The organism is Halorubrum sp. Atlit-26R, from assembly GCF_003666015.1.
Lineage (GTDB): Archaea > Halobacteriota > Halobacteria > Halobacteriales > Haloferacaceae > Halorubrum.
Window position 1 is genome coordinate 24113 of sequence record NZ_QPLT01000024.1, and the last position, 12430, is coordinate 36542.

The following is a 12430-nucleotide window of genomic DNA, read 5'->3' on the forward strand; positions in this document are numbered from 1 at the left end:
TTCCGACTGGAAACCGATCTCGACGCGAGACCGCTTTCGACGGGAAACGCCGGCCGAAAAAGGCGACCGCTCGGCTATTCCGTCCGCTCCAGCGACTCGAAGATGAACTCGTCCATCGCCTTCCGGGCCTCCTCGGGGGCGTCCTCGTGCCCGAGCGAGATCCGTCGCCCGCGGGCGGCGTGGATGACGTCGGTCACCAGCTGGCCCATCCGCTCGGCGTCGACGTCGTGGAAGACGCCCTCCTCTATCCCCTCTTCGACGACCTCGACGATGCTGCCGCGGAGGCGGTCGTAGTGCTCGTTGAACACCTCGCGGTGCTCGCCGTCGTTCTGCGCCTGCGTGTACAGCTCGTGGTACACCTTCATCCGGTCCCAGTGGCTGAACTCCTCGAACTCGGGCCCGAACAGGCACTGGTCGACGCGGGCGCGGAGCTCCGTCCGCGGGTCCGCGTCCCCGTCGACGACCACGCTGCCCTCGTACTGGTCGATGATGTGTTCGAGGAACGAGGACAGCAGGTCGTACTTCCCGTCGAAGTGGTAGTGGATCACCTGCCGCGTGAGGTCCATCTCCTCGCCGATGTCGCGCATCCGGAGGTCTTTGTACCCGTGCTTGCTCAGCGCACGGAACGTCGCCTCCATGATCACCTCCTTCGTGTCCTTGGAGGACACCGTCTCCTCGCCGGACTCGTCGGAGGCGGCCTCCTCCGTGACGGCGTCATCGGCGACGTCGCGGCCGCCACCGTCGTCGGTCGCGGAGTCGACGGACTCGTTCACCGATCCGCCCTGTGATTCGCTCATACCCACACTCTACGTCTGAGGTACATAATACGATTGCTCCGCTTGCTATCGCTCCGTTTCGACGCCCGATCAAATTTACTGCCCGGTAAACTTTTAACCTCTTGGTCAAACCCTATTATCGAACATGACACAGACGATCGTGCGAAACGGGACCGTGGTCTCGCTCGACCCGGACGTGGGGGAGTTCGACGAGGCCGACGTCCTGATCGAGGACGGGGAGATAATCGAGGTCGGCACCGGACTGTCGGCGTCGAACGCCGAGGAGATCGACGCCGCCGGCCAGATCGTCGTCCCCGGCTTCGTCGACTCGCACATCCACCTCGCGCAGACGCAGGTACGCGGTATCGCGGGCGACTGGTCGCTCATGGGCGAGTACTTCGACGACATGCTCGGCAACATCACCGGGCTGTATCAGCCCGAGGACATGTACCTCGGCGGCCTCTTCGGCGCCTTCGAGAAGCTCCACACCGGGACCACGACGGCGCTCGACTGGTCGTACCCCAACACGCTCGAACACGGCGAACGCGCGGTCGACGCGCTGAAGGACAGCGGCCTGCGCGCGGTGTACACGTACGGCCCGCCGGGCGACGACGCGGCGAAGTGGTGGTTCGAGAGCGACGTCGGCCTCCCGGAGGAGAAGATCCGCGAGCTCCGCGAGAAGAAGATCCGCGACGACGACCTGCTCAGCCTCGCGCTCGGGCTCCGCGGCCCGGACTTCTGTACCGACGAGACCGCCCGGGGGGACCTCGAGCTCGCCCGCGACCTCGGCGTCCTCTCGACGATCCACATGGGCGCGGCGCTGTGGCCGTCGTCGGAGTACGGCGACGACTACCAGGGCTTCGGCTGTATCGAGGACATGCTCGGCCCCGACGTCAACGTCGCCCACGGGAACCACTTCACGCAGGAGGACGTCGACCACGCCGTCGAGCAGGGGGTATCCTTCTCCTCGACGCCCGAGGTCGAGATGCAGATGGGCCACGGCATTCCCGTCACCGGGAAGGTGCTCGAAGCCGGCGGCCGCCCGACCTGGGGCGTCGACGTCTGCTCGAACGTCAGCGGCGACATGGGGAGCCAGATGCGGATCGGCATGCAGCTCCAGCGCATGTTCGACAACCAGAAGATCCTCGAGGGCGACGAGGAGGTCACCGAGGTCAGCATCTCCGCGCGCGACACCTTGGAGATGGCCACCGTCGAGGGCGCGAAGGCGCTCGGCCTCGACGACGAGATCGGGACGATCACCCCCGGCAAGCGCGCGGACCTCGTCTTATTCGACGCCGACGACTTCATGACGGCGCCCTCGCACTCCCCGATCCAGACCGTCGTGTTCCAGGCCGACCCCTCGCACATCGACACCGTCCTCGTCGACGGCGAGGTCGTCAAGCGCGACGGCGAGCTGACGAACCCGAAGGTCGACGAGGAGTTCGACCGCTTCGTCGCCTCCGGCGAGCGCCTGCTCGACGAGGCCGGGATCGACCTGTAACGCGCGCCGCGCGGTTTCCCTCACTCGACTCACTCGAAATTCACCCCACTTCACTCACTTCAGATGCGAATCGGACAATACCGAACGACGGACGCACAGACACCGTGGGCCGGCGTCGCGACCGACGACGGCGTCGTCGACCTCGCAGAGGCCGGCGCCGCCGCCGGGATCCACGTCCCCGACCGAACCAGCAACCTCCTCGCCGACTGGGAGTGGCGTCGCAAGGCCGACCTCGCGGTCGAGTACGCCGAGTCGACGGGCGTCGGCGTCCGCGATCCGGCGGACCTCGATCGCGCCGCCCCCGTCGACGACCCGCAGAAGGTCGTCTGCGTCGGGCTGAACTACCGCGACCACGCCGAGGAGGGCGACAACGAGATCCCGGACGAACCCGTCCTCTTCTCGAAGTTCCCCACCTCGGTCGTCGGGCCCGACGACGCGGTCCGCTGGGATCCCGACTACACCGAGAAGGTCGACTACGAGGCCGAACTCGTCGCCGTGATCGGCGAGCGCGCCCGCCGCGTCGACCCCGACGAGGCACTCGACCACGTCGCGGGCTTCACCGTCGGCAACGACGTCTCCGCGCGCGACCTCCAGCACGGCGACGGTCAGTGGGTCCGCGGGAAGAGCCTCGACACCTTCGCCCCGACCGGGCCCGAGCTCGTCACGACCGACGAGATCGACGACCCCCACGACCTGGATATCTTCGCCGAAATCAACGGCGAACGCCTCCAGGAGTCGTCGACCGAGAACCTCATCTTCGGCGTCGACGAGCTGATCTCCTTCTGTAGTCGGGCGTTCACGCTCGAACCCGGCGACCTGGTGTTCACCGGCACGCCGCCCGGCGTCGGCGTCTACCGCGAGCCCCCGGTGCTGCTCGGCGACGGCGATTCGGTTACCATCGGCGTCGAGGGCGTCGGCGAACTCACGAACTCGTTCGAGACGGAGTAGAACATTCGGGTCGTCGGAGTTTATAAATAATCGTCGCGTGGCGGCCTCGTTGAAACCGTATTCTCCGGACGCGCTCGTACATCGCTAACCAAGCTACAAGTGTCCACGTGTCGTTACATCGCCAATGGAAGATCTGTACCTCTACACCGGCTCATTCGCCGTAATCGGAGCTTCAGTAGGAGGGCCAGCGGTAGCGTCGCTCGTCGCTGGCGATCGCAGCATCCCGATACTGCTCATGGCGACCGGTGGGGTTGGAATGCTCGCCGTTGCCGGCTACGAATCGCTTCAAACCGACCCAGAGGAGTTTACTGCCCCTCCTATCGTCCTTCTGGCGTTGGTCGGCGCCGGTCTGACTCTTCTCGGAACAGTACTCCCTGCGGTGACCGGGTTCTAAATGGCTTGGACCGACTGGAATCGGAATGCCTTCTCTGTAGAGAATCTCAACGGAGCCCGTACAGTGAACTTCTCTACAGCTCCGGCCGTTCATTTATAAATAGTTGACTACAGATCGGCGGTGAGTACCTCCAAAGCCACAGTCGCTCGCTAATAAATAATTGACTACAGATCGGCGGTGAGTATCTTCAAAGCCCCAGTCGCGAGGGCGACGTACGCTCGCTGCGCGCTTCACTCGGTCGCTCACTGCGTTCGCTCCCTCGTTCCAGTGCTTGCGTCGCCTACGCCGCCCTCGCGACTGCCCCTTTGAGTCCCACCCCGTCCCGCACAGCACCGCAGCCTCACACCTCCCCAGCCTCGCGGTTCGCGCTCTGCGAGCGCTCACCGCGTCCCTCGCGGGCTGGCTCGCGGCCGCTGAAGGCGGCCGCTCGCAGGCGCGCCACCGCACCGCCTGCCATTTATAGACGCTCGTCGCCGTCGCTCACAGTTGTTTAAATACTACATCGCTGTTACCGATCTGCGATACTCACTCCTGCTCGTCGCTATGTTCGTACTGACCGGAACAACTCACAATATGGGACTTTTGAGGACAACGTGCCTGAAACATCGGATTCTAACCGTGACAATCCGTCCTAATCAACTCAGTTCATCGGTAGAGTTTTTTTTTTGACTGTTTCCTATTAGGAATCGTATGCCTAATGGGAAAGAGTCGATCTCGATCGAACTGCGATATCCGTTTCCGGAGGATCGGGTGTTTCGATACCAAGCAATGGAGGATGTCCTTGCGGTTCTCATCGACCGGCCGTACACGACGTACTCGATGAGCGAACTCGCGAGTCTCACGGGGGCGAACCAGGGGACGATATCGAAGGCAGTGAAGCTCCTTTCCGAGCTTGACGTCGTCGAAACGGCACAGGACGGTCGGACCCAGCAGGTCCGGATCAACCGTGACCGGCTCACGAAGCCCGATCCGATTCTCTCGATCCCGCAGAGCGAGTTCCACCACCCGGTCCAGGCCTTCCTCCAACGAGCCCGAGAGGAACTGGACGAGCTAGTCGGTGTCGTCCTATTCGGCAGCGTCGCTCGGGGGGAAGCGGATCGGACCAGCGACATCGACGTACTGGTGGTCGTCGACGAAGATCGAACAGCCGCTCGTCGGACCGTCCAGTCGATCGTCAGCGACCTCGAAGACCGACGGTTCGAGGGGAACCGCTACACCTACCAGCCGCTCGTCGAATCGACGGACAGCGTCCGGCGAATCGGCGACCAGCTTCGCCCCCAGTTCGACGACGGCATCACGTTGGTCGATTCCGACCTCCTCTCAGCGCTCCGGACCGAGGTGTACGCCGATGAATGACGACATCCGGGATCGATTGGCGGAGGCCGAGCGGAGCTTCGAGGGCAGCCCCGGAACGATCGAGGAGGGTTTGGACGTCGACGACGCGGAGCTGGTCTAACTTCGCCGTGCCTGCCGGCTGTTGGAGGTCGGATCGAACCTCCTCGACCGAGGGTACTACACGGTCGTTATCGAGTCGGCGTTCGTCGCCATCGAGCGCACGATTCAGTTCCGGTTGATCCACGACGGAGCGATGTCGCCCTCGGAGGTCATCAGTAGCCACCGGCGGCTCTACCAACGCGGCGCCGAGATCGGTCTCTACGACGATGCCTTCGGGGACAATCTCGCCGAGCTGTGGAACCGGAACCGAACGGAGACCTACTACAGGCTTGGAACAGCAACGAAGGAACAGGCGGAGGCGATGTACTCCTTGGCCGACGACATCCACCGCCACCTTACCGATGTGACCCGAGTGTCACACGAGTGTCTCTGTCGGAGGTAAAGCTCCCCCGAACCGCGGTCCTCGTCGCTCGCCTCGTTCGCGACTCTCCCTCGTACCCGTCGTCTCGCGACCGCTGCCAGCCACGCACGAAACCACGGCGCGTCTCTCGGAGGCTGCGGCAAAGCCACCGGCAACGCCACCGCGACCCCGCGCGGACCGATTTGAATATCCTACTCCGCCAGCCCGAACACGTCGCGCGGGTTCTCGTACACGACGGTGCGGATGTCGTCGACGTCGATCCCGTACCGGTACAGCTCGAACATCGCCCGTTTCACCGCGTACGGGTCCGTGCGCAGGACGTTCGCGCAGTCGGTGTCGATCATGATCCGCTCGGGACCGTACTCGTCGATCGCGTTCGCCACGTCGGCCGCGTCGACGCCGACCAGCCACGAGTGGCCGATGGTGTAGCTGAGGTAGCAGTCCGTCTCGGTCATGAGGTACTCGGTGTTGTTCGCGTCCGCGTGCGAGGCTACGACGCGCTCCTCGTCGAGGCCGGCGTCCGCCGCGGCCTCCACGTCGCGCTTCACGGCCTCCAAGGCCGGGTTCTCGCCGTCGAGGACCGGGTCGGTGCCGAGGCCCGCGTTCTTCTCGTACCCCGGAGTCACGCCGAGGTCGTCGCGGTACTCCCGCTTCGCGTCGGGCGTGGTGTTCGGCGTGTGGAGGAGCACCGGGAGGTCGTGGTCGGTGGCTAACTCCATCTGCGCCTCGACGACCGCCTGCTGTTCGTCGACGTCCCAGCGCTCGACGTGCTGGCTCGGGACGACGCCCGTCTCGCCGACCGCGACGACCTCGTCGAGCGCGCAGTAGTCGTCCATCGCGGCCAGCAGCTCGTCGGGATTCTCGATCCGAACGCCGGTGTGGACGCCGAGCCCTAACTTCGCCTCGAAGAAGTGGTTACGTTCGATCGCCCGCCGGCGGTTGATCGCGTCGTCCCACAGGAAGCGGATGTCGCTCGCCTCCACGGGCTTGTAGGGGGTCCAGTGGTACCCCGACGACACCATCAGCATCGACCGGCAGCCCGACAGCGCGTACCGCTCGCGGTCCTCCCACGAGAGCGTGTGCGCGTGGTTGTGCGGGTCGATCCACGGGAGGTTCAGCAGTTCGGTCGGGAGCTCGGGTTCGGACTCGGACTCGTCGAGGTACGCGGCGTCGGTCGGGCGAACGGTGGCGTGCGGCGCTGTCATGCCCCCACCGTCGTCCCCCGGGCACTTAGCGTTTTACAGGTTGGTAAAACTTTATTGTCTCTCCGACTCACTCACGGATATGACACTGTTGATCGGGACAGACTCCGGGCTGTACCGAGCCGACGACGTCCCCTTCGAGCGCGGCGACCTCGACCACGTCCTCGACTGCGGGGTCGTCACCGCCGTGAAGTCGTGGGACCACACCGAGGGCGTTTTCGTCGCCTCCTCGACCGGGGCGTACCGCTCGCTCGACGGCGGCGAGACGTGGACCGACCTCGAAGTCCCGCTCGGCGACCGGTTCTGGCACGCCGGGCAGAGCGAGGTGTGGTCGATCCTCGCGACCGCGGACGGCGCGCTGTACGCCGGCACCAACGACCCGTACGTGTTCCGCTCGGTCGACGGCGGGGAGACGTGGACCGAGCAGAAGGGGTTCCGCGAGCTCCCCTCGCGCGGCCACTGGGAGTCGCCGATCGACCCCCACTACGCCCGCTTGCGGGCGCTCGAAGCGGTCCCCGGCCGCCCCGACCACCTGATCGCGGGCGTCGAGGCCGGCGGGATCCACGTCAGCCGCGACGGCGGCCGCACGTGGACGGACGGCCGCGACGCCATCGTCGACGACGTCCACCAGGTCCTCCCGATCTCGGAGGACGTGTGGCTGGCGACGACCGGGTACCTCGACCACGACTTAGAGAACCTCGGGCTCGGCCACGCGGTCGGCGAGGGCGGCCTGTGGCGGACCACCGACGCGGGCGAGTCGTGGGAACGCCTCGACACCGGGAACGACTTCTCGTACATCCGCCGGGTGTTCGTCCACGACGGCCGGGTGATCTTCTGCGGCGGCGAGGAGGCGCCCCCGGCGTGGGTGAACGACGACCACGAGGTCGCCCTCTTCGAGTCCACCAACTTCGGCCGCGACTTCGAGCGCGTCGAGTTCCCCGGCGAGCCGCACGAGATAATCGAGACGTGGGCGGTCCACGACGGCGACGTGGTCTGCGGCTCCGGCCTCTTCGACGTCCCCGACGAGCGCGACGACGTGGAGGGCCGGATCATGCGTCGCCTCGACGGGAACGCCGGGAACGGGGCCGGGGACGCTCCGACCTACGAGACGGTCGGCCGCGTGGACGCGAACGTCAGCCGGATCGAGGTGGTCTGAATGGCGGACGAGTCGGACTCTCAGTCCGAACGGAACGACGGCGGCCGCGACGCCCCGTCGCTGCTCGGCCGCTCGCTGTACGGCGGGGTCCTCGCGTACATGGCCCTCGACGGGTTCAAGAATAACGACAAGCGGGTCGCGATCGCCGAGGAGAAGGGCGTCCCGATGCCCGACGTGCTCGTCCCGTTCGTCACCGGGATGCTGTTCGTCGCCAACCTCGGGATCGTCCTCTGGCGGCTTCCGCGCGCGGCCGCGGGCGCGCTCATCGTCTTCTTCCTCGGGACGACGCCCGCGATCCACGACTTCTGGACGATGGAGGGGAAAGAGCGGCAGGGGAACAAGATCAACTTCCTGAAGAACCTCGCCCTGCTTGGCGGCGCCGTCGTCTTCCTCGACGCCGCGAGCGGGAGCGGCGGGGAACACGGAGGCGACGGGGAACACAGAGGCGACGGGGAACACGAAAGCGACGAGGAGTAATCTCTCACCGAACCCCTCCCGCTCCCGGATTTCGGGTTCGTCCGGCGCCGACGCTCCGGATCGGCGATGTCTGACGCAGTTCTTAAGTGAGAGCGGTGAGGACCGTACCGTAATCCCCCGAACGGGCGTCGAGCGTACGGATCGAACGGCGCCGCGCGACGACCGCGGTGTTCGGGTCAACCACACACGGACTGGAGGTCAGGATGGGACTGCTCACAAATCTCAGAGACAGCATATCGCGGGTCACGGACGGCCTGTTCGCGGCCGACGAGCCCAAGCGGATCGGGATCTACGGACCGCCGAACGCCGGTAAAACGACCCTCGCAAACCGGATCGCACGCGACTGGACGGGTGACGCCGTCGGGCCCGAGAGCCACATTCCTCACGAGACTCGCCGGGCCCGCCGGAAGGAGAACGTGGAGATCGAGCGCAACGGGCGCAAGGTCACCATCGACATCGTCGACACCCCCGGGGTGACGACGAAGGTCGACTACAAGGAGTTCCTCGATCACGACATGGAGAAGGACGACGCCGTCCGCCGGTCGCGCGAGGCGACCGAGGGCGTCGCGGAGGCGATGCACTGGCTCCGCGAGGACGTCGACGGCGTCATCTACGTGCTCGACTCCACGACCGACCCGTTCACGCAGGTGAACACGATGCTGATCGGGATCATCGAGTCGCAGGACCTGCCCGCGCTCATCCTCGCGAACAAGACGGACTTGGAGGGGTCGGACGTCCAGCAGATCGCGAACGCCTTCCCGCAACACGAGACGATCCCGCTGTCGGCGCTGGAGGGCGACAACATGGACGAAGTGTACACCAAGATAGCGGAGTACTTCGGCTGATGCCCGGGCCGAAAGCCAACGTCGACGCCGCGGACGACCCGGACGACGGCGACGACTCCGGTGACGGCGTCCGGATCGACATGATAAGCGGCGCGCGGATGGAGGGGCTCACCGGGATGGAGAAGATCCGGCTCATCCTCGACGGCGTCCGCGACGGCAACATCGTCATCCTCGAGGAGGGGCTCTCCCCGGACGAGGAGTCGAAGCTCATCGAGGTGACGATGACCGAGATCAGCCCCGACGACTTCACCGGCATCGAGATAGAGACGTACCCGAAGGCCGAGGCGGGCGACCAGAGCTTCCTCGACAAGCTGATGGGCCGCGAGTCGACCCAGAAGCTCACCGTCATCGGCCCGGCGAACCGCATCGAGACCCTCCACAAGGACGAGAACCTCATCAGCACGCTCGTCTCCCGCAAGTAGATGCCCCACCAGTGTACCTCCTGCGGGCGGACGTTCCCCGACGGCTCCAAGGAGATGCTGTCCGGCTGTCCCGACTGCGGCGGGAACAAGTTCCAGTTCAAGCCCGCCGGCGCGACCGAGGACACGACCGCCGGCGCGACCGACCAGGCCGATCCGCCGTCCGGCGACGCCGGACCGTCCGGCTCCGCCGCCGAAGGGAGATCCCGGACGCCGCCGACCCCGGACGATCGGTCGGCGTCGACGCCGGAGGAGAGCGGGACCGACCGCCGTCCGACCGAGCCCGCGGACGCGACGCCGAGCGACGCTTCCGCGAGCGCAGACGCCTCGGCCGAATCCGACGGCACGGAGCAGATCGCGGACCGGAGCGACGAGGACACCGCGCAGGCGAGCGCGCGCTCCGAGGTGGTGTCGCCGGACGAGCTCGACCGCGCGAGCCGCGACATCGAGCCCGCCGAGACGCCGCCGGCCGAGGAGGAGCCGGAGCCGGGCATCGACGCGCTCCGCGACGAGCTCAACGACCAGTTCGAGAGCATCCGCATCGTCAGCCCCGGGCAGTACGAGCTCAACCTGATGGAGCTGTACGACAGACAGGAGTACATCATCTCCCTCCAGGAGGACGGCCGGTACGTCATCGAGATGCCCGACGCGTGGGGCATTCAGGACGAATAGCGCCTCCGTCCGGCCCTCCGTACGCGTCCTCGCGTCTCCGTCCCGTCCTCCGTACGCGTCCTCGCGTCTCCGTCCCGTCCTCCGTACGCGTCCTCGCGTCTCCGTCCCGTCCTCCGTACGCGTCCCCGCCTTCCTGACCGCCGGTTCCGAACTCCGGTGATCGTTCGTTCCGTTTTCGCCGCCGCACGGCCGCCTCTCCGTGCGGTTCTCCGATTCGGGCGACCCTTGTCGAAGAAGATACTGTTATCCGGCTTCCTCCGCTACGGAGTCGCATGTTTACCGATCGCTTCCGCCGACCGGGCCGGGACTCCGGCTCCGAGTCGGGTCGCGCCGCGCCGCTCGCCCGCCGCCGACCGCACCCCGGACGCCGAGCGTCTCGGACTCCGGACGAGGTAGCCGCATGCGCGTAATCGCCAAGTTCGGCGGCACGAGCCTCGGGAGCGGCGACCGGATCGAACGCGCCGCCGACTCGGTGGCGAGCGCGGTCGCGGCCGGCCACGAGATCGCGGTCGTCGCGAGCGCGATGGGGTCGACCACGGACGACCTCCTCGACGACATCACCTTCGAGACCGACGACGCCGACCGCGCGGAGATCGTCTCGATGGGCGAGCGCACCAGCGTCCGCATGCTGAAGGCCGCGCTGTCGGTCCGCGACGTCGACGCCGTCTTCCTCGAACCCGGCCACCCCGACTGGCCGGTGATCACGGACGAGCGCGGCGAGGTCGACGTCGCGGAGACCAAGCGTCGGGCCGAGAAGATCGCCGCCGACATGGACGGCGTCGTCCCGATCATCACCGGGTTCCTCGCGGAGGACCACGACGGCAACGTCACCACGCTCGGGCGCGGCGGGTCGGACACGACCGCGGTCATGCTCGGCAACTACATGGACGCCGACGAGGTCGTCATCGTCACCGACGTGGAGGGCGTGATGACCGGCGACCCGCGGGTCGTCGAGGGCGCGCGCAACGTCGGGCAGATCACCGTCGACGAGCTTCGCAACCTCTCGTTCCGCGGCGCCGAGGTGGTCGCTCCGTCCGCGCTCTCGTACAAGGACGAGGACCTCGCGGTCCGGGTCGTCCACTACCAGCACGGCGACCTGCTCCGGGGCGGCACCCGGATCGAGGGCGAGTTCGAGAGCCTGATCGACATGCGCGAGGAGCCGCTCGCGTGTCTCACCATCGCGGGCCGCGCGATCCGCAACCGCCCGGGGATCCTCTCGGAGCTGTCGAACGCGCTCCGCGCCGAGGAGATCAACATCGACGCGGTCGCCTCCGGGATGGACTCGGTCACGTTCTACGTCGACGTCGACGTCGCGGAGACCGCGGAGGCGCTGCTCCACGAGGCGGTCGTCACCGACGAGGCGCTCTCCTCGGTCACGGTCGACGACCCGATCGCCGCGATCCGCGTCACGGGCGGCGAGCTCCCCAATCAGTCCGGCGTCATCCAGGACATCATCGCGCCCATCGCCGACGCCGGCATCAACATCATCGACCTGATCACGAGCGCGACCTCCGTCGCGGTGTTCGTCGACTGGGACGACCGCGAGCAGGCGCTCGAAATCGTTCAGGACCGCTTCGACTGAGCGGCGACGGGTCTCTTCTCAGCCGCCTTCTTCGGGGTCGAACCGGTACCGCGTCGTCGACGCGCCGTCGATCCGCGGCCCCGAGCCGACCGCCTCGAACCCGACCGCCTCGGCCGCGTCGACCGCGGTCCCGTCGGTCGGGAGGACGGCCTCGACCGTCATCCCCTCCCGGGTCGCGAACCGCACCGGCTCCTCGAACAGGCGCTCGACCGCGCCGGGGTCGCCCTCGACGTTCGTCACGTGGACGACGCCGTCGCGCACGTCGAACGCGACGAACCCGGCGACCGCGTCGACCGGGGTGTCGGCGTCGGCGTCCGCGTCGTTGCCTCCTCCTTCGGACGCGGCCGCGTCCGTCACCGAGACGCGGACCGACCGGTCGTGGATCATGTTCCGGACGACGCCCTCGGGTCGGCCCGTCATCGATCCCAGGGCCGCGGCGTCGGCCTCGACCGCGTCACGAACTCGCATACCTCCGCACTCTCACCGGGCGACATAAAATCGCCGCACGCTCGCCGGGTCGCGTAAAGTTAGAGGATGAGGCGTTCGACTTCAGAGTGCTTATGGCCGAAATCGAACGCCTCACCGAAGGTATCGCGTGGATCGACTTGTCGTTTGTGGAGCGAGATAGGACTCCACGCTGGG

At 66.7% G+C, this 12430-nt stretch carries 14 protein-coding genes; 11 read left to right on the forward strand and 3 right to left on the reverse strand.

All coding sequences use genetic code 11. The annotated features are described in order from the left end of the window. Positions 1-74: 74 nt before the first annotated feature. Positions 75-797 carry a TetR/AcrR family transcriptional regulator gene (locus tag DVK07_RS17995; protein WP_121598305.1) on the reverse strand — a complete coding sequence of 241 codons (723 nt, stop codon included), beginning with the start codon at positions 795-797 and terminating at the stop codon, positions 75-77. 124 nt (positions 798-921) lie between these two features. Here DVK07_RS17995 and DVK07_RS18000 point away from each other — a divergent pair, with 124 nt between their 5' ends. The 5 genes from DVK07_RS18000 (at position 922) to DVK07_RS18020 (ending at position 5456) form a co-directional block, all read left to right on the forward strand. Beyond that, a complete protein-coding gene (locus DVK07_RS18000) occupies positions 922-2277 on the forward strand; it encodes an amidohydrolase family protein (protein WP_121598306.1) in 1356 nt (451 codons plus the stop codon). A gap of 63 nt (positions 2278-2340) precedes the next feature. Further along, entirely contained in the window at positions 2341-3225 is an 885-nt protein-coding gene (locus DVK07_RS18005; protein WP_121598307.1) for a fumarylacetoacetate hydrolase family protein, read from the forward strand. A gap of 124 nt (positions 3226-3349) precedes the next feature. Next, positions 3350-3619 carry a hypothetical protein gene (locus DVK07_RS18010; RefSeq protein WP_121598308.1) on the forward strand — a complete coding sequence of 90 codons (270 nt, stop codon included), beginning with the start codon at positions 3350-3352 and terminating at the stop codon, positions 3617-3619. A gap of 768 nt (positions 3620-4387) precedes the next feature. Then, on the forward strand, positions 4388-4975 hold the full coding sequence (locus tag DVK07_RS18015) for a nucleotidyltransferase domain-containing protein (protein WP_121598309.1): 588 nt from the start codon (positions 4388-4390) through the stop codon (positions 4973-4975). A gap of 121 nt (positions 4976-5096) precedes the next feature. Next, positions 5097-5456 (forward strand): hypothetical protein, encoded by a 360-nt coding sequence (locus DVK07_RS18020; protein WP_233565508.1) that lies wholly within the window; start codon positions 5097-5099, stop codon positions 5454-5456. A gap of 170 nt (positions 5457-5626) precedes the next feature. Here DVK07_RS18020 and DVK07_RS18025 read toward each other — a convergent pair whose 3' ends face one another. Beyond that, the gene (locus tag DVK07_RS18025) at positions 5627-6640 is read right to left on the reverse strand and encodes a TatD family hydrolase (protein ID WP_121598310.1); all 1014 of its coding nucleotides are present in this window, start codon (positions 6638-6640) and stop codon (positions 5627-5629) included. 79 nt (positions 6641-6719) lie between these two features. Here DVK07_RS18025 and DVK07_RS18030 point away from each other — a divergent pair, with 79 nt between their 5' ends. From DVK07_RS18030 to DVK07_RS18055, 6 genes are all read left to right on the forward strand, one after another. After that, positions 6720-7793, forward strand: coding sequence for a sialidase (locus DVK07_RS18030; RefSeq protein ID WP_121598311.1), 1074 nt, complete (start codon positions 6720-6722; stop codon positions 7791-7793). Further along, positions 7794-8270 carry a DoxX family protein gene (locus tag DVK07_RS18035; RefSeq protein ID WP_121598312.1) on the forward strand — a complete coding sequence of 159 codons (477 nt, stop codon included), beginning with the start codon at positions 7794-7796 and terminating at the stop codon, positions 8268-8270. 203 nt (positions 8271-8473) lie between these two features. Then, positions 8474-9115 (forward strand): Era-like GTP-binding protein, encoded by a 642-nt coding sequence (locus tag DVK07_RS18040; RefSeq protein WP_006114713.1) that lies wholly within the window; start codon positions 8474-8476, stop codon positions 9113-9115. Next, positions 9115-9537 carry a DUF2073 domain-containing protein gene (locus DVK07_RS18045; RefSeq protein WP_017343512.1) on the forward strand — a complete coding sequence of 141 codons (423 nt, stop codon included), beginning with the start codon at positions 9115-9117 and terminating at the stop codon, positions 9535-9537. The genes DVK07_RS18040 and DVK07_RS18045 overlap by 1 nt, the downstream gene beginning before the upstream one ends. Next, positions 9538-10206: a Zn-ribbon containing protein gene (locus DVK07_RS18050; RefSeq protein ID WP_121598313.1), complete on the forward strand. Its 669-nt coding sequence runs from the start codon at positions 9538-9540 to the stop codon at positions 10204-10206. A 400-nt stretch (positions 10207-10606) separates the two neighbouring features. Next, on the forward strand, positions 10607-11788 hold the full coding sequence (locus tag DVK07_RS18055) for an aspartate kinase (RefSeq protein WP_121598314.1): 1182 nt from the start codon (positions 10607-10609) through the stop codon (positions 11786-11788). Between the two features lie 18 nt (positions 11789-11806). On the opposite strand, the gene DVK07_RS18060 is transcribed toward DVK07_RS18055, so the two are convergent. Then, the gene (locus DVK07_RS18060) at positions 11807-12256 is read right to left on the reverse strand and encodes a hypothetical protein (RefSeq protein ID WP_121598315.1); all 450 of its coding nucleotides are present in this window, start codon (positions 12254-12256) and stop codon (positions 11807-11809) included. Between the last annotated feature and the right edge of the window lie 174 nt (positions 12257-12430).